The sequence below is a fragment of the Neorhizobium sp. PAMB6630 genome, from assembly GCF_058242775.1.
Genome location: NZ_CM177836.1, coordinates 357,823 through 374,272 on the forward strand (window position 1 = coordinate 357,823; position 16,450 = coordinate 374,272).

The window sequence follows — 16,450 nt, forward strand, 5'->3', positions numbered from 1 at the left end:
CCGATGATCCTGGCGGCTTCCCTTCCCAGCACGGTGAAAAACCTCCCAGAGGGGAAGCCTCTTGGTATTTTTGCGATCAATCTCGATCGTTCGCCGGATCGTTGGCAACAGATTGAAGCAGGTTTTGGCGCATTGCCCTGGCCGCTTCATCGCGTTGCCGGCGTCGATGCCCGAAAGGATCCGCAGGCGGTGCTTGCAGTGCGCGGCACCGCGCTGAAATTTCCGCCGGATGCCGTGGGCTGGAATGCCCATCGCAACCGGTTGTTCATGCTGACGGAAGAGGCCTGCCTTGCCGGTCACGTCATGGCCTGGCGGCAGTTTCTGGCGACCGACTTTGCCCATGCGCTGGTATTGGAGGACGATGCGGCACCGCAGCCGGGGTTCCAGACGGTGGTGAACGATCTGCTGGCACTGGGCTTCGATGCCGATATCGTCAAGCTGGAAGGCATTCCGCGGCCCGGAGGGCGCAAGGTCTTGTCCGTGGCGATGGTTGGAACACACCGGCTCGTGCGGTCGCTGCGCCCCTGCTCCGGTGCTGCCGCCTATATCGTGACGCGCCGTGCCGCGGAACGGCTGCTGGCGCGGATCGGGACTTCGTGCATTCCGGCGGATGATTTTCTCTGGGCGCCGTCCTGGCACGGGCTTAAGATTGCAGATCTTGCACCCTGGCCTGTGATGCAGTCGGGCGCCGCAAGCGTGATTGCGACGGCCCGGGCGCAAAAGCAGTCAAAGTGGCCGGCGCCGTTCGGCCGCGGTATGGCGGTATCCGTGCGACGGGTGGCCGAGCGTATGTCTCTTCTGTGGGCGGCGACGGATGGCCGTCCTCACGCACTTTTGACTGCAACCGTGGCGCAATGGGCGCCGGATGTTTATAACCTGGTTAACAGAACGGCGGCTGACGCCGAGGATCAAAGGTCCAGCAATGGTTGAACTCGCTCTCCCGAAGAACTCCACGATGACCGAAGGCAAGGTCTGGCCGAAGCCGGCCGGTGCCGCCAATGTCCGTGAATTCCGCATCTACCGCTGGAACCCGGATGACGGTCAGAACCCGCGCATCGATACCTATTACATCGATATCGACAATTGCGGGCCGATGGTTCTCGATGGCCTGCTCTACATCAAGAACAATATCGACCCGACGCTGACGCTGCGCCGCTCCTGTCGCGAGGGCATCTGCGGCTCCTGCGCCATGAACATCGATGGGTCCAACACGCTTGCCTGCACCAAGGGCATGGACGACGTGAAGGGTACCGTGAAAGTTTATCCGCTGCCGCATATGCCTGTCGTGAAGGATCTGGTGCCGGATCTCACCAACTTTTATGCCCAGCACCGCTCCATCGAGCCCTGGCTGAAGACGGTTTCACCGCCGCCGGCCACCGAATGGAAGCAGAGCCACGAAGACCGCATGAAGCTCGACGGTCTCTACGAGTGCATTCTGTGCGCCTGCTGCTCCACCTCCTGTCCCAGCTACTGGTGGAACGGCGACCGTTATCTCGGTCCGGCCGTTCTGCTTCAGGCCTATCGCTGGCTGATCGACAGCCGCGACGAGTCTAAAGGCGAGCGCCTCGACAACCTGGAAGATCCCTTCCGGCTCTATCGCTGCCACACGATCATGAACTGCGCCCAGACCTGCCCCAAGGGCCTCAATCCCGCCAAGGCGATTGCCGAAATCAAGAAGATGATGGTCGAGCGCCGCGTCTGATACGGCTTTTTGCGGTCTTGACCTCGCGCAGATGTGTTCCATCTGCGTGGGCTCAAGGCTGAATAGGCATGGTTAACGGGCGGGGCGGCTTGATTTGACCTGTCCTTTGGCGATAATTCAGCCCTCCAGTCCAATAGCGGGATGGGCGTTGAGCGGTTTTAGGAGCTTTGTGATGCAGTTCAGATATGTGGTGACCGGTGTTGTGGTTGCTCTTGCCTTGGCCGGCTGCCAGCGTACTTCCTATAATCCCTATAGCTCTCTGCCTGCTCCCACCAATCCAGCGCCTTTGCAGGCCCAGCCGGTGCCCTCCGTGCAATCGGGCTCGCTTGATGCCCCCGGCGGCTCGCAGTTTCCGGCAGCCCCGCAGGACAACATGGCCTCGCTGCCGCCGGGTGGTGCAGCCGGTGGTGCTGCGCCGGCAACGGCGCTCGACGTCACCAAGGAATCGATGGTCGGCAACTGGCGCGTCAACGCATCCGGCGCCACCTGCGACATGTTCCTGACGCTCACCAACCTTGGCAGCGGCGCGCGCGGCGGCACACGTGGCTGCACCGGCGAACTGACGACGATGGGGTCCTGGGAAGTCAGCGGCAAGAACGTTCTCTTCAAGAACCGCAATGGCGACGTGATCGCCCGCGCCTACAAGAGTGCCGACAACCGTTTTGATGGCACGACCAATTCCGGCCAGCCGCTTAGCCTCAGCCGTTAAGCCGACACGCCGGGAGCGCTGTCTCCCGGTACACAGGGCGCTTCATGGAATCTCTTCCCGATTACAATCACAGCGTTGGCGAAACGCTGAAGTCCATGGCCGCCGCCGGCACCCTGCAGCTTGATCCGGCCCAGATGGCGGTCGCTGCCCGTCTCGACCGTATTCTTTCGGCGCTGCGTGACAAGGCGCCCGCCAAAAAATCAAGTGCGCTCGGCTGGCTGTTTGGTCGCAAAAGCAAGCGCACAGAGGCCGATATCCGCGGCCTCTACGTGCATGGCTCCGTCGGGCGCGGCAAGACCATGCTGATGGACATGTTTTTCGAAAAAGTGCCGGTCGCTGCCAAGCGCCGCTGCCATTTTCACGAATTCATGGCGGATGTTCATGCCCGCATCCACGCGCACCGCCAGAAGCTGAAGGCAGGCGAAACCCGCCAGGCCGACCCCGTGCCGCCGGTTGCCGCCGCCCTTTTTGCCGAAGCGGAACTGTTGTGCTTCGACGAATTTTCCGTCACCGACATCACCGATGCAATGATCCTCGGGCGCCTGTTTACCGAACTGTTTTCTTTGGGCTGCGTGCTGATCGCCACCTCCAACGTCGCGCCGGATGATCTTTATCGCGAAGGCCTCAACCGCAGCCTGTTCCTGCCGTTCATCGACCTGCTGAAAACCAATGTCGACGTGGTGACGCTCGATTCCCCGACCGATTACCGCATGGAAAAGCTCGCCAGCCTGCCCGTCTACCTGTCGCCGCTCGATGGTCGCAACAAGGCGGCGATGGAAGCGACGTGGCGCCAGGTTATCGATGGCGGCAAGGCGGAACCGGCGGAGGTCGCAAGGCCGGGTCGCAGCATTCATATCCCTTGCGCCCATGGGCGCGCGGCGCGGTTCACGTTTGCCGACCTGTGCGACGCGCCGCTGGGGGCTGCCGATTATCTTGCCATTACAGAGCACTATGACATGATCTTTGTCGAGGACGTGCCGGTTCTGGGGCCAGAAAAGCGCAACCAGACGAAACGCTTCATCAATCTTGTTGATGCACTCTATGATCGCAGCATCCGCCTGTTCATCACGGCGGCCGCCATGCCTGACGCACTTCTGACAGAAAAGCGTGGTACCGAAGGTTTTGAGTTCGATCGGACGATTTCGCGTCTGTTTGAGATGCGCAGCCCGGATTATCTGGCGCTGCACCATGAAAAGCATGGCAAAGCTTAACACTTTTGCGACACATTGTATTACGTTTACGTAAGAATTTTAGCTTCTAACCGATTGAAATTATTCGGTCCAAAAGAATCGATTGCCATTTTTTTCCATAAGAGCTATGCGAAAGGCCGATATCGGTCGACAGCTTTCATGCCGGCCGTGCATCCGAATGGAGAGGAAGCTTTCGATGGCTCGCAAGAAGATCGCACTTATTGGTTCCGGCATGATCGGTGGCACGCTGGCGCACTTGGCCAGCCTGAAGGAGCTGGGCGACATCGTCCTCTTCGACATTGCTGACGGTGTGCCGCAGGGCAAGGGTCTGGATATCGCCCAGTCCGGCCCAGTCGAAGGTTTTAATGCCAAGCTGTCGGGTGCCAGCGATTACGCCGCCATTGAAGGCGCTGACGTCTGCATCGTCACCGCCGGTGTTGCCCGCAAGCCCGGCATGAGCCGCGACGATCTTCTCGGCATCAACCTCAAGGTCATGGAACAGGTCGGCGCCGGCATTGCAAAATATGCCCCGAACGCTTTCGTGATCTGCATCACCAACCCGCTCGACGCCATGGTCTGGGCGCTGCAGAAGTTCTCCGGCCTGCCGAAGAACATGGTCGTCGGCATGGCCGGCGTTCTCGACAGCGGCCGTTTCCGCCTGTTCCTGTCGGAAGAATTCAACGTATCGGTTCAGGACGTCACCGCCTTCGTTCTCGGCGGCCACGGCGATACCATGGTGCCGCTCGCCCGTTACTCCACCATCGGCGGCATTCCGCTGACTGACCTCGTCAAGATGGGCTGGATCACCGAGGAGCGCCTTGAGCAGATCATCCAGCGCACCCGTGACGGCGGCGCTGAAATCGTCGGCCTCCTGAAGACCGGCTCGGCCTATTACGCACCGGCCGCTTCCGCCATCGAGATGGCCGAATCCTTCCTGAAGGACAAGAAGCGCGTTCTGCCCTGCGCGGCCTACCTGTCTGGCCAGTACGGCGTCAACGACATGTATGTCGGCGTTCCCACCATCATCGGTGCCGGCGGTATCGAGCGCATCATCGAAATCGATCTCAACAGCGAAGAGCAGGCGGCTTTCCAGAAGTCCGTCGGCGCCGTTGCCGGCCTCTGCGAAGCCTGCGCTGCCATTGCACCCGCTCTCAAGTAATCGCCTAACGGCCTAGAGACCCAAGGACCAGACGATGAACATTCATGAATATCAGGCCAAGGCTCTTCTGAAGAGCTATGGCGCACCGGTTGCCGAAGGTGTGGCGATCTTTTCCGCAGAGGAAGCCGAAGCTGCCGCAAAGCAGCTTCCCGGCCCGCTTTATGTGGTGAAAAGCCAGATCCACGCTGGCGGCCGCGGCAAGGGCAAGTTCAAGGAACTCGGCCCCGATGCCAAGGGCGGCGTTCGCCTGGCTTTCTCCATCGATGAAGCCAAGAGCCACGCCAAGGAAATGTTCGGCAACACGCTGGTAACCGCCCAGACGGGCGATGCCGGCAAGCAGGTCAACCGCCTCTACATCGAAGACGGCGCCGACATTGCCCGCGAACTCTATTGCTCGCTGCTGGTCGACCGTTCGGTCGGCAAGGTTGCCTTCGTCGTTTCGACGGAAGGTGGCATGGACATCGAGGCTGTCGCCCACGACACGCCGGAAAAGATCCACACCATCGCCATCGACCCGGAAACCGGTGTGACGGCTGAAAACATCGCTGCCATCTCCAAGGTGCTCGAACTGTCGGGTGCTGCTGCAGAAGATGCCAAGTCGCTGTTCCCGATCCTCTACAAGGCCTTCAGCGAGAAGGACATGGCGCTCCTCGAGATCAACCCGCTGATCGTCATGAAGAATGACCATCTGCGCGTTCTCGACGCCAAGGTCTCCTTCGACGGCAATGCCATGTTCCGCCATGACGACGTCAAGGCGCTGCGCGACGAGTCGGAAGAAGACGCCAAGGAAATCGAAGCCTCCAAGTGGGACCTCGCTTACGTGGCGCTCGACGGCAACATCGGCTGCATGGTGAACGGCGCTGGCCTTGCCATGGCAACCATGGACATCATCAAGCTCTACGGCAAGGAGCCGGCAAACTTCTGCGACGTCGGCGGTGGCGCCGGCAAGGAGAAGGTGGCGGCTGCTTTCAAGATCATCACGGCTGACCCGAAGGTCGAGGGCATCCTCGTCAACATCTTCGGTGGCATCATGAAGTGCGACGTCATCGCAGAAGGCGTCGTTGCCGCTGTGCAGGAAGTCGGCCTCAAGGTTCCGCTGGTCGTGCGTCTCGAAGGCACCAATGTCGAGCTTGGCAAGAAGATCCTCAACGAATCGGGCCTGGCGATCACGGCTGCCGACGACCTGGACGATGCTGCCAAGAAGATCGTCGCGGCGATCAACGCCTAATCTGAAGGACCGGAAACAATGTCTATTCTCGTCAATAAAGACACCAAGGTCCTCGTTCAGGGCCTGACCGGCAAGACCGGCACCTTCCACACCGAACAGGCGCTTGCTTATTACGGCACGCAGATGGTCGGCGGTATTCACCCGAAGAAGGGTGGCGAAACCTGGACCGGTTCCAAGGGCGAAAGCCTGCCGATCTTTGCCTCCGTTGCAGAAGCCCGCGAGAAGACCGGCGCTGACGCCTCGGTCATCTACGTTCCGCCGGCAGGTGCAGCTGACGCCATCATCGAGGCGATCGACGCTGAAGTGCCGTTCATCACCTGCATCACCGAAGGCATTCCGGTCATGGACATGGTGCGGGTCAAGGCCCGCCTCGAAAAGTCCAAGTCGCGCCTGCTCGGCCCCAACTGCCCGGGCATCCTGACACCGGAAGAATGCAAGATCGGCATCATGCCGGGCTCCATCTTCCGCAAGGGTTCGGTCGGCATCGTTTCGCGTTCGGGCACGCTCACCTATGAAGCCGTGTTCCAGACGTCCAACGAGGGCCTTGGCCAGACCACGGCTGTCGGCATCGGCGGCGACCCGGTCAAGGGCACGGAATTCATCGACGTGCTCGAAATGTTCCTCGCCGACGACGCCACCCAGTCGATCATCATGATCGGCGAAATCGGCGGCGCTGCCGAAGAGGAAGCTGCACAGTTCCTCATCGACGAAGCCAAGAAGGGCCGCAAGAAGCCGATGGCAGGCTTCATCGCTGGCCGCACTGCACCGAAGGGCCGCACCATGGGCCATGCCGGTGCTGTCGTGTCCGGCGGCAAGGGTGACGCGGAATCCAAGATCGAAGCCATGGAAGCGGCTGGTATCAAGGTTTCGCCATCGCCTGCACGCCTCGGCAAGACGCTGGTTGAAGTCCTCAAGGGCTGAACCACATAAGCGTTACGATGATAAGCTTCGGGCAGGCGAGCCGTGAAAGGGTCGCCTGCTTCGGTCGCAAGGGATAGGTTTCCCCGGCGCACCACAGACATTGAAAGCGACGGTCGGCGCTTCAAGTTCCGGCACCCAAACACGTCAGGAGGCGGGCGTCAAAGCCCGCATGAACATCATGGCACGGCAAGAAGCCAACGAGCAGTTTCTCATCACTTCGTTCCTCGACGGCGCGAATGCCAGCTATATCGAGCAGCTTTATGCCCGGTATGAAGAGGATCCGAATTCCGTCGGTCCCGAATGGCAGTCCTTTTTCAAGGCGCTGGCTGATAACCCGGAAGACGTGAAGAAGGCCGCCCAGGGCGCCTCCTGGCAGCGCAAGAACTGGCCCATTCCGGCCAATGGCGATCTCGTCTCGGCACTCGACGGCAACTGGCCCGTCGTGGAAAAGGCCATCGAGAAGAAGGTTCAGGCGAAGGCCGAAGCCACAGCCGTCTCCGCCGGCAAGCCGCTCGATCCGGCCGAAGTGCTGCGCGCCACCCGCGACAGCGTTCGCGCCATCATGATGATCCGTGCCTACCGCATGCGCGGCCACCTGCATGCCAAGCTCGATCCGCTCGGCCTTGCAGCCCCGGTCGAGGACTATAACGAACTGTCGCCCTCGGCTTATGGTTTCACTGAGGCCGATTACGACCGCAAGATCTTCATCGACAACGTGCTGGGGCTGGAATACGCCACCATCCGCGAAATGCTCGACATTCTCGAGCGCACCTATTGCTCGACGCTCGGCGTCGAATTCATGCATATCTCCAATCCGGAAGAAAAAGCCTGGATCCAGGAGCGCATCGAAGGCCCCGGCAAGGGCGTCGAATTCACGCCGAACGGCAAGAAGGCGATCCTGCAGAAGCTGGTGGAATCGGAAGGTTTCGAGCAGTTCATCGACGTCAAGTACAAGGGCACGAAGCGCTTTGGTCTCGACGGCGGCGAATCGCTGATCCCGGCGCTCGAACAGATCATCAAGCGCGGTGGCCAGGACGGTCTGGAAGAAGTCGTTCTCGGCATGGCCCATCGCGGCCGCCTGAACGTTCTCACAAACGTCATGCACAAGCCGCACCGCGCCGTGTTCCACGAGTTCAAGGGCGGTTCGTTCAAGCCTGATGAAGTCGAAGGCTCGGGCGACGTGAAGTACCATCTCGGTGCCTCCTCCGATCGCGAATTCGATGGCAACAAGGTTCACCTGTCGCTGACGGCCAACCCGTCGCACCTGGAAATCGTCAACCCTGTCGTCATGGGCAAGGCACGCGCCAAGCAGGACATGCTGGCAAAGTCCTGGGATGGCGATGTCATTCCGCTGAAGGAACGCGCGAAGGTTCTGCCGCTTCTGCTGCATGGCGATGCCGCGTTTGCCGGCCAGGGTGTGACGGCTGAAATTCTGGGCCTGTCTGGTCTGCGCGGTCACCGCGTTGCCGGCACGCTGCATTTCATCATCAACAACCAGATCGGTTTCACCACCAATCCGGCCTATTCGCGCTCGTCGCCCTATCCGTCGGATGTGGCCAAGATGATCGAAGCGCCGATCTTCCACGTCAACGGCGACGATCCGGAAGCGGTTGTTTATGCAGCGAAGATTGCCACCGAATTCCGCATGAAGTTCCACAAGCCTGTGGTCGTGGACATGTTCTGCTACCGCCGCTTCGGCCATAACGAAGGCGATGAGCCCGCGTTCACGCAGCCGAAGATGTACAAGGTTATCCGCGCCCACCAGACGGTGACGGAAATCTATGCGGCCCGCCTGATTGCCGAAGGCCTGATCTCCGACGGCGAATTCCAGAAGATGAAGGCCGACTGGCGCGCGCATCTGGAGCAGGAATTCGAAGCCGGCCAGAGCTACAAGCCGAACAAGGCCGACTGGCTGGATGGCCAGTGGTCGGGCCTGCGCTCGGCCGACAATGCCGACGAACAGCGTCGCGGCAAGACGGCCGTGCCGATGAAGTCCTTGAAGGAAATCGGCCGCAAGCTGTCGACCATTCCGGAAGGTTTCAACGCGCACCGCACCATCAAGCGTTTCATGGATAACCGTGCGCAGATGGTGGAAACCGGTGAGGGCATCGACTGGGCGATGGCGGAAGCCTTTGCCTTCGGTTCGCTGGCGCTCGACGGTCACAAGGTTCGCCTGTCCGGCCAGGATTGCGAACGCGGCACGTTCAGCCAACGCCACTCGGTTCTCTACGATCAGGACACGGAAGAGCGTTATATCCCGCTTGCCAACCTGTCGCCGACCCAGGCCCGCTACGAAGTCATCAACTCTATGCTGTCGGAAGAAGCCGTGCTCGGTTTCGAGTATGGTTATTCGCTGGCTCGTCCGAATGCGCTGACGCTCTGGGAAGCCCAGTTCGGCGATTTCGCCAACGGTGCGCAGGTGGTGTTTGACCAGTTCATCTCGTCTGGTGAACGCAAGTGGCTTCGCATGTCCGGCCTCGTCTGCCTTCTGCCGCATGGTTATGAAGGTCAGGGGCCGGAACATTCGTCTGCACGCCTCGAGCGCTGGCTGCAGATGTGCGCCGAAGACAACATGCAGGTGGCCAACGTTACGACGCCGGCCAATTACTTCCACATCCTGCGCCGCCAGATGAAGCGTGACTTCCGCAAGCCGCTGATCCTGATGACGCCGAAGTCGCTGCTGCGCCACAAGCGCGCCACCTCCACGCTTGCCGAAATGGCTGGCGAAAGCTCGTTCCACCGCCTGCTGTGGGATGATGCTGAAGTCATCAAGGACGGCCCGATCAAGCTCCAGAAGGATGCCAAGATCCGCCGCGTCGTGATGTGCTCCGGCAAGGTTTATTACGACCTCTTGGAAGAGCGCGAAAAGCGCGGCATCGATGATGTCTACCTGCTGCGTCTGGAACAGCTTTATCCGTTCCCGGCCAAGGCCCTGATCAACGAGCTGTCGCGCTTCCGCCATGCGGAAATGGTGTGGTGCCAGGAAGAACCCAAGAACATGGGTTCGTGGTCCTTCATTGATCCGTACCTGGAATGGGTGCTGGCGCATATCGATGCCAAGTACCAGCGCGTACGCTACACTGGCCGCCCGGCGGCTGCTTCTCCGGCAACGGGCCTGATGTCGAAGCATCTGGCGCAGCTCGAAGCCTTCCTCGAAGACGCGCTCGGCGGCTGATTTCAGCCGCCCCGTCTGAAGTTCAACGACATCGGTTAAAAAACGGAAACAGATCATGGCCACCGAAATTCGCGTCCCCACCCTCGGCGAATCCGTCAGCGAGGCAACCGTCGGCACCTGGTTCAAGAAGGTCGGTGACACGGTCAAGGCCGATGAGCCGATCGTTGAACTGGAAACCGACAAGGTTACCGTCGAAGTCCCGGCGCCTGCCTCGGGCGTTCTGACGGAAATCATCATTGCCGCCGGCGAAACGGTCGGCCTCAACGCGCTGCTCGGCCAGATCGCCGAAGGTGCTGCCGGTTCCGCCGGCGCATCGGCGGCGGCTCCTGCTGCAACGCCGGCTCCGGCTGCTGCCCCTGCCGCCCCGGCGCCAGCTGCGGCTCCTGCCTCTGCCGGCACCTCCATGCCGGCCGCTCCTGCCGCTGCAAAGCTTGCAGCCGACAACAACATCGCAACGGGTGATGTTGATGGCTCCGGCAAGCGTGGCCAGGTGCTGAAGGGCGACGTGATCGCTGCCATCGCCAAGGGCCCGGCTGCAGCGCCGGCCCCGGTTCCGGCTGCCCCGCGCGCTCCGTCCACCACGGAAGATGCCGGTCGCGAAGAGCGCGTGAAGATGACGCGCCTGCGCCAGACCATTGCCAAGCGCCTGAAGGATGCCCAGAACACGGCCGCCATGCTGACCACCTATAACGAGGTGGATATGTCTGCAGTGATGGACCTGCGCAACCGCTACAAGGACGTGTTTGAAAAGAAGCATGGCGTCAAGCTCGGCTTCATGGGCTTCTTCACCAAGGCCGTGACCCACGCCCTGAAGGAACTGCCGGCCGTTAACGCCGAGATCGACGGCACCGACATCATCTACAAGAACTATTGTCACGTCGGCATGGCTGTCGGCACCGACAAGGGCCTCGTCGTTCCGGTCATCCGCGATGCCGACCAGCGCTCGATCGCCGGTGTCGAAAAGGAACTCGGACGTCTTGCCAAGGCAGCCCGCGATGGTTCGCTCGGCATGGCCGACATGCAGGGCGGCACGTTCACCATCACCAATGGTGGCGTCTACGGTTCGCTGATGTCCTCGCCGATCCTCAACGCTCCGCAGTCGGGCATTCTCGGCATGCACAAGATCCAGGATCGCCCGGTCGTCGTCGGCGGCCAGATCGTCATCCGCCCGATGATGTATCTTGCTCTGTCCTACGATCACCGTATCGTCGACGGCAAGGAAGCAGTCACCTTCCTCGTTCGTGTCAAGGAAAGCCTGGAAGATCCGGAACGTCTGGTTCTCGATCTCTGATAACCAAATAAGGAGGACGAGATGGATACGATGGTGCAGCATGCGACGCCCTCCATGGCGCTTCTGGTGCTCAGTGTCGTGCTTCTCGTCTTCCACGTCATGCTGCAGGGTTTCCTTGCAACGCGGGAACTGGGGTCCGGTTGGAACGCCGGTCCTCGCGATGACGGCCAGAAGCCGAAATCCGCGCTTGCCGGTCGGGCTGAACGTGCATCCCTCAACTACCGCGAAACCTATCCGGCCTTTGTCGGTCTCGTGCTGGCGCTTGCCTTTTACGGCGATGTGAGCGGCTGGGGCCTCCTCGGCGGTTGGCTGTGGTTCGTGTGCCGTCTTGCCTATATCCCGCTTTATCTGGCCGGCATCCCCTACATCCGTTCGCTGGTCTGGCTGGGATCGCTGCTGGGTCTTCTCGTGATGATCATCGGGTTGATGGTCTGAAACGGGGCTGGAGGGATATTCGATGCAAGACAATCCCGTAGTGCTGGTGACAGGCGGTAGTCGCGGCATCGGTGCAGCCGTCGTGCGGCTTGCAGCGGATCGCGGCTGGAGTGTGCTCATCAATTATGCGGTGAACGAGGCTGCCGCCCAGGCGCTTGCCGATCAGGTAACAGCAAACGGCGGCATCGCCCGCATTGTTCAGGGCGATACCGGCACGGAAGAGGGCATCGCCGCCATCTTCGCAGCCGTTGATCGTGAATTCGGCCGCATCGACGGTCTCGTCAACAATGCCGGCGTCGTCGATCGGACGGCGCGGGTGGACGAGATGTCGCGCGAGCGGCTGGACCGGATGTTTGCGATCAATGTCATCGGCAAGATCCGCTGCGCGTCGGAAGCGGTGAAGCGCATGTCCACCCGCCACGGCGGCAAGGGCGGCGCCATCGTCAACATTTCCTCCATGGCCGCCGTTCTCGGCAGCGGTGGTCAATATGTGGATTATGCCGCGGCCAAAGGCGCCGTCGATACGTTCACCATCGGCCTGTCGCGCGAAGTGGCAACCGAAGGGGTGCGCGTCAACGCGGTGCGGCCCGGCATTATCGATACGGATATCCACGCATCCGGCGGCCTGCCGGATCGTGCAAGAGACCTGGCACCCTCGGTGCCGATGCAACGCGCCGGTACGGCCGATGAAGTGGCGGAGGCGGTTCTTTACCTTCTGTCGCCGCAAGCTTCCTACGTGACGGGCGCAATCATGAATGTGAGTGGCGGCAGATAGTCGCGCAAGAACGAAGGATTTCGACAATGGCATATGATCTGATCGTAATCGGCACCGGCCCCGGCGGCTATGTCTGCGCCATCAAGGCAGCACAGCTCGGCATGAAGGTGGCCGTGGTCGAAAAGCGCTCCACGTTCGGCGGCACCTGCCTCAATGTCGGCTGCATCCCTTCGAAGGCGCTGCTGCACGCTTCGGAAGTTTTTGCACACGCCAAGCACGGCATGGAAGAGCTGGGCGTCGAGTTGTCCGGCACCACGCTCAACCTTGAAAAGATGATGGGCCACAAGGACGCGACCGTAAAGTCGAACGTCGATGGCGTTGCCTTCCTCTTCAAGAAGAACAAGATCGAGAGCTTCATCGGCACCGGCAAGATCGTTTCGGCCGGCAAGGTATCCGTAACCGCCGAAGATGGCACGGTGCAGGAACTGGAAACGAAGAACATCGTGATTGCCACCGGCTCTGACGTTGCCGGCATTCCAGGCGTCCCCGTCGAGATCGACGAAAAGGTCATCGTCTCCTCCACCGGCGGCATCGCCCTGGACAAGGTGCCCGGCCACATGGTCGTCGTCGGCGGCGGCGTTATTGGCCTTGAACTCGGTTCGGTCTGGTCGCGCCTCGGCGCCAAGGTAACGGTTGTCGAATATCTCGACACGATCCTCGGCGGCATGGATGGCGAAGTGTCCAAGCAGTTCCAGCGCATCCTCGGCAAGCAGGGCGTGGAATTCAACCTCGGCGCCAAGGTGACCGGCGTTGAAAAGACGGAAACCGGCGCCAAGGTCACGTTCGAGCCCGTCAAGGGCGGCGATATCAAGACGATCGACGCCGACGTGGTGCTGGTCGCCACCGGCCGCAAGCCTTACACGGCAGGTCTTGGTCTGGAAGAAGCCGGCGTCGTGCTCGACAATCGCGGCCGCGTTGAAATCGACCATCACTATGCCACCAATGTTGCCGGTATCTATGCCATCGGCGACGTGGTGAAGGGCCCGATGCTTGCTCACAAGGCGGAAGACGAAGGCGTGGCGCTGGCTGAAATCCTCGCCGGGCAGCATGGACATGTGAACTATGACGTCATCCCAGGCGTCGTCTACACCCAGCCGGAAGTCGCTTCTGTCGGCAAGACGGAAGAAGAACTGAAGGCTGCAGGCGTTTCCTACAAGGCTGGCAAGTTCCCCTTCACGGCAAACGGCCGTGCCCGCGCCATGCAGGCAACCGACGGTTTTGTAAAAGTTCTCGCCGACAAGGACACCGACCGCGTACTCGGCGTCCACATCATCGGCTTTGGCGCCGGCGAAATGATCCACGAAGCAGCCGTGCTGATGGAGTTCGGCGGCTCCTCGGAAGACCTCGGCCGCACCTGCCATGCGCACCCGACCATGTCGGAAGCGGTCAAGGAAGCGGCACTCGCCACCTTCTTCAAGCCAATCCACATGTGACCGGTCGCCAAAATCTGGCTATGAAAAGCCGCCATCCGGTCTTCGGGTGGCGGCTTTTTTGTCTGTGACCGCATGCCGCATCATGCCGCGCCGATTGTGCGCGCCGACCGGTTGCTCGGGCTCTATGATTTGCAGATGTCCCAGTCCGTGCCCCGTCTTCACACGCTCATTTCCTGTCTGCCCAGCTTGCCGCATCCAGCTTTGCCGCGGGCGGACTGGGCGGATTGTTACAGTCTGCGCGTCAGAACGACCGGCAGGCTTCAGGCCGCGGACGTGGCGCATCTGGCGCTTGACCGGTTTCCGCCCTGGGCACGGTTTCTGCTCTGGCTTCGAAACGCAATCGTTGCCCCCTTCGGCTTGCAATCCACCCGCGATGTCGCCTCGAACCATACCGAAGTGATCGGGTTTTTCCCCATCATCAGTCAATCGGACGGACAGATTGTGGTCGGTCTTGACGATAACCATCTGGATTTTCGGCTGGTGATCGATGTTCTTGACCAGGGGGAGGGGGAGGCCTTGGTTTCGCTCACCACTCTGGTCTATCGAAAGGTCCTGTTGGGGCGCATCTACATCGCTGTCATCACGCCGTTTCACCGGCTGATCGTCAAGGCGTCGCTGCGCCAGGTGGGGCGGTGTCTGGAGGCGAAGCGTCGCTGAAAGTCGGCTCGCACTGCCGCAGGCGGTGCCTGGCCTCTTTCCCGGCCGCGCCACATGTGATTGGTCAATTCCTCGGTTAAATTCTCGACAGGAGAACACACGCTGCTTGCGTCCCGGGTGCAGGCTCTTACTGTGGGTCATTCTTAACCCATTGAAAAGGTGATGAAATGTCTCCGCTTTCTTACTCGGTGCCGCAACGTGTCCTGCATTGGGGCATGGCGTTGCTGATCTTGTTCAACCTGTTGTTCACCGAGGGTATGGAGCAATGGAACAGGCTCGTGCGACGCGGCGAGACGGTCACACCGGATGATCTCGCCTCGGCCAACATCCATGCCTATGTCGGCATCGCCATCCTGGCGCTTGCGGCCTTGCGCCTCTGTCTGCGCCTCGTCCAGGGCGTGCCGGCCGCGTCCGAAGTCGAGCCGCCGCCATTGCGGCTCCTGGCCCACATCACCCACGGGCTCCTCTATGCGCTGCTGTTTGCCATGCCGCTTGCGGGCATCGGGGCGTATTATTTCGGCAATACGACAGCCGGCTTCGTGCATGCGGATGTCTTGAGGATCCTGCTCTGGCTCCTGCTCGCCGCCCATGTCGCGGGCGCGCTCGTCCACCAGTTCATCTGGAAAACCAATGTGATGGCCCGCATGACGCGTGGCGTGTGAGGAGCAGCGTCAGTTTACTGCCGTCACTGTAAAACCGTCGGCGCGGAGCAGGGAGACCAGTCCTTCCTCTCCGACCAGATGCAAGGCTCCGACGGCAATAAAGACGCCACCCTCATCGAGCAGCGGACGGGCGCGTTCGGCCATCCTGTGGTTGCGTTGAGTGACGATCCGCTCTTCAAACTCTGCATACCCTTCGCCGTCGGCGCCATCCGGCGAAACCGCCTTCAGCATCGGCATGGTGCGGCCGATATCGCCGGACAGGTAAAGATCGGTCATGGTCACCATCACGTCATCCATCCTGTCGCCAAGCGCCAGCATTTCCATCAGCGATTTCAGATGGAACTCCGTCGAAATGGAGGCCATGGCGGACAATTGTTCCTCCATGGTTTCCAGCCCCTTCACCGGCTTTCCGGCGCGGATGGCATCTTCGGCCAACTGCTTGTCAAGAAAGGAAGCGCCCTTGGCCTTGCGTGCCAATTCGCAGGCCGGAAGTGCGATGAAACTGGACAGCATCCACGGCTGCATGCGCGACACCGCGCCAAGCGGAATGCCGCGCGCCTTCAGGGCCGCATCCAGCCTTGCGGTATCGGTGGGCGACAGAAAGCTCTGGATGGTCTTGCCATCCATCAACATCGTCAGCTGCGGTTTTGTCATCAGGCGGGCCATGGCCTTCTGCTCGTCAAGGATCTCGTCGGATTCGATGACGATCACCTTTGCGCCGGCCTTTGCCGCCATGGCTCCCTTGGGGAGGGCAAGCACGCGCGGATCGGTCACATGCATGGTGCCAAGGAGGTAGGAGGCTTTTAGCCCCGGTTTTTCGATCTTCCAGAACAGCCCCTTGCCGTTCTGCACGGCATCGCCTTCTGCGACGATCCGGCGGTAGGTGGCCGGATCCGTCTCGCGCATCTGCGCCAAGATATCTGTACCCCGGCAGATCGGCTCCTGCGCCCTTGCGGCCGGCGCAAAAGCCAGTATCGCCAAAAACGACAGGAACACCAAACCATGCAGGCAGGCGAGCAGCCACTGCATTACATCTGCTGCAGCGGTGAAGCGGCGTGACAGGAAGGAGAGGGCGGGCAGGGGCATTGGTCAGGTTCCTTCATGTCGATGCCT

15 protein-coding genes are annotated in these 16,450 nt (G+C 60.9%); 14 read left to right on the forward strand and 1 reads right to left on the reverse strand.

All coding sequences use genetic code 11. The features are described from left to right. Window positions 1–3: 3 nt before the first annotated feature. From AC4CWF_RS01660 to AC4CWF_RS01725, 14 genes are all read left to right on the forward strand, one after another. Window positions 4–930 (forward strand): glycosyltransferase family 25 protein, encoded by a 927-nt coding sequence (locus AC4CWF_RS01660; protein ID WP_491283404.1) that lies wholly within the window; start codon window positions 4–6, stop codon window positions 928–930. Further along, window positions 923–1,702, forward strand: a complete 780-nt coding sequence (locus tag AC4CWF_RS01665) for a succinate dehydrogenase iron-sulfur subunit (protein WP_491283405.1) — start codon at window positions 923–925, stop codon at window positions 1,700–1,702. The genes AC4CWF_RS01660 and AC4CWF_RS01665 overlap by 8 nt, the downstream gene beginning before the upstream one ends. A 172-nt stretch (window positions 1,703–1,874) precedes the next feature. Beyond that, on the forward strand, window positions 1,875–2,411 hold the full coding sequence (locus tag AC4CWF_RS01670) for a protease inhibitor Inh/omp19 family protein (RefSeq protein WP_491283406.1): 537 nt from the start codon (window positions 1,875–1,877) through the stop codon (window positions 2,409–2,411). Between the two features lie 44 nt (window positions 2,412–2,455). Continuing rightward, window positions 2,456–3,622: a cell division protein ZapE gene (gene zapE / locus AC4CWF_RS01675; RefSeq protein ID WP_491283407.1), complete on the forward strand. Its 1,167-nt coding sequence runs from the start codon at window positions 2,456–2,458 to the stop codon at window positions 3,620–3,622. Between the two features lie 175 nt (window positions 3,623–3,797). Further along, window positions 3,798–4,760, forward strand: coding sequence for a malate dehydrogenase (gene mdh / locus AC4CWF_RS01680; RefSeq protein ID WP_491283408.1), 963 nt, complete (start codon window positions 3,798–3,800; stop codon window positions 4,758–4,760). A 34-nt stretch (window positions 4,761–4,794) separates the two neighbouring features. After that, entirely contained in the window at window positions 4,795–5,988 is a 1,194-nt protein-coding gene (gene sucC / locus AC4CWF_RS01685; RefSeq protein WP_491283409.1) for an ADP-forming succinate--CoA ligase subunit beta, read from the forward strand. 18 nt (window positions 5,989–6,006) lie between these two features. Beyond that, window positions 6,007–6,909 carry a succinate--CoA ligase subunit alpha gene (gene sucD / locus AC4CWF_RS01690; protein WP_491283410.1) on the forward strand — a complete coding sequence of 301 codons (903 nt, stop codon included), beginning with the start codon at window positions 6,007–6,009 and terminating at the stop codon, window positions 6,907–6,909. A 178-nt stretch (window positions 6,910–7,087) separates the two neighbouring features. Then, complete coding sequence (locus AC4CWF_RS01695) at window positions 7,088–10,084, forward strand: 2-oxoglutarate dehydrogenase E1 component (RefSeq protein ID WP_491283411.1); 2,997 nt, start codon at window positions 7,088–7,090, stop codon at window positions 10,082–10,084. 55 nt (window positions 10,085–10,139) lie between these two features. Beyond that, window positions 10,140–11,375 (forward strand): 2-oxoglutarate dehydrogenase complex dihydrolipoyllysine-residue succinyltransferase, encoded by a 1,236-nt coding sequence (odhB, locus tag AC4CWF_RS01700; RefSeq protein ID WP_491283412.1) that lies wholly within the window; start codon window positions 10,140–10,142, stop codon window positions 11,373–11,375. Between the two features lie 21 nt (window positions 11,376–11,396). Further along, on the forward strand, window positions 11,397–11,810 hold the full coding sequence (locus tag AC4CWF_RS01705; RefSeq protein ID WP_491283413.1) for an MAPEG family protein: 414 nt from the start codon (window positions 11,397–11,399) through the stop codon (window positions 11,808–11,810). Window positions 11,811–11,832: 22 nt separating this feature from the next. Further along, window positions 11,833–12,585 (forward strand): SDR family oxidoreductase, encoded by a 753-nt coding sequence (locus tag AC4CWF_RS01710; RefSeq protein ID WP_491283414.1) that lies wholly within the window; start codon window positions 11,833–11,835, stop codon window positions 12,583–12,585. 26 nt (window positions 12,586–12,611) lie between these two features. After that, window positions 12,612–14,018, forward strand: a complete 1,407-nt coding sequence (lpdA, locus tag AC4CWF_RS01715; RefSeq protein WP_491283415.1) for a dihydrolipoyl dehydrogenase — start codon at window positions 12,612–12,614, stop codon at window positions 14,016–14,018. A 72-nt stretch (window positions 14,019–14,090) separates the two neighbouring features. Beyond that, a complete protein-coding gene (locus AC4CWF_RS01720) occupies window positions 14,091–14,675 on the forward strand; it encodes a DUF2867 domain-containing protein (RefSeq protein ID WP_491283416.1) in 585 nt (194 codons plus the stop codon). 215 nt (window positions 14,676–14,890) lie between these two features. Continuing rightward, on the forward strand, window positions 14,891–15,337 hold the full coding sequence (locus AC4CWF_RS01725; protein ID WP_491283417.1) for a cytochrome b: 447 nt from the start codon (window positions 14,891–14,893) through the stop codon (window positions 15,335–15,337). Window positions 15,338–15,346: 9 nt separating this feature from the next. On the opposite strand, the gene AC4CWF_RS01730 is transcribed toward AC4CWF_RS01725, so the two are convergent. After that, the gene (locus AC4CWF_RS01730; RefSeq protein WP_491283418.1) at window positions 15,347–16,423 is read right to left on the reverse strand and encodes a TraB/GumN family protein; all 1,077 of its coding nucleotides are present in this window, start codon (window positions 16,421–16,423) and stop codon (window positions 15,347–15,349) included. Window positions 16,424–16,450 lie beyond the last annotated feature (27 nt).

Bases quoted from the DNA above. Each gene is read 5' to 3' on its own strand.
- AC4CWF_RS01665 (WP_491283405.1), top strand. From the start codon at position 923: ATGGTTGAACTCGCTCTCCCGAAGAACTCCACGATGACCGAAGGCAAG.
- AC4CWF_RS01705 (WP_491283413.1), top strand. From the start codon at position 11,397: ATGGATACGATGGTGCAGCATGCGACGCCCTCCATGGCGCTTCTGGTG.
- sucC (WP_491283409.1), top strand. From the start codon at position 4,795: ATGAACATTCATGAATATCAGGCCAAGGCTCTTCTGAAGAGCTATGGC.
- AC4CWF_RS01725 (WP_491283417.1), top strand. From the start codon at position 14,891: ATGGCGTTGCTGATCTTGTTCAACCTGTTGTTCACCGAGGGTATGGAG.
- AC4CWF_RS01720 (WP_491283416.1), top strand. From the start codon at position 14,091: ATGCCGCATCATGCCGCGCCGATTGTGCGCGCCGACCGGTTGCTCGGG.
- odhB (WP_491283412.1), top strand. From the start codon at position 10,140: ATGGCCACCGAAATTCGCGTCCCCACCCTCGGCGAATCCGTCAGCGAG.
- AC4CWF_RS01730 (WP_491283418.1), bottom strand. From the start codon at position 16,423: ATGCCCCTGCCCGCCCTCTCCTTCCTGTCACGCCGCTTCACCGCTGCA.
- AC4CWF_RS01695 (WP_491283411.1), top strand. From the start codon at position 7,088: ATGGCACGGCAAGAAGCCAACGAGCAGTTTCTCATCACTTCGTTCCTC.
- AC4CWF_RS01710 (WP_491283414.1), top strand. From the start codon at position 11,833: ATGCAAGACAATCCCGTAGTGCTGGTGACAGGCGGTAGTCGCGGCATC.
- AC4CWF_RS01660 (WP_491283404.1), top strand. From the start codon at position 4: ATGATCCTGGCGGCTTCCCTTCCCAGCACGGTGAAAAACCTCCCAGAG.
- AC4CWF_RS01670 (WP_491283406.1), top strand. From the start codon at position 1,875: ATGCAGTTCAGATATGTGGTGACCGGTGTTGTGGTTGCTCTTGCCTTG.
- zapE (WP_491283407.1), top strand. From the start codon at position 2,456: ATGGAATCTCTTCCCGATTACAATCACAGCGTTGGCGAAACGCTGAAG.
- mdh (WP_491283408.1), top strand. From the start codon at position 3,798: ATGGCTCGCAAGAAGATCGCACTTATTGGTTCCGGCATGATCGGTGGC.
- sucD (WP_491283410.1), top strand. From the start codon at position 6,007: ATGTCTATTCTCGTCAATAAAGACACCAAGGTCCTCGTTCAGGGCCTG.
- lpdA (WP_491283415.1), top strand. From the start codon at position 12,612: ATGGCATATGATCTGATCGTAATCGGCACCGGCCCCGGCGGCTATGTC.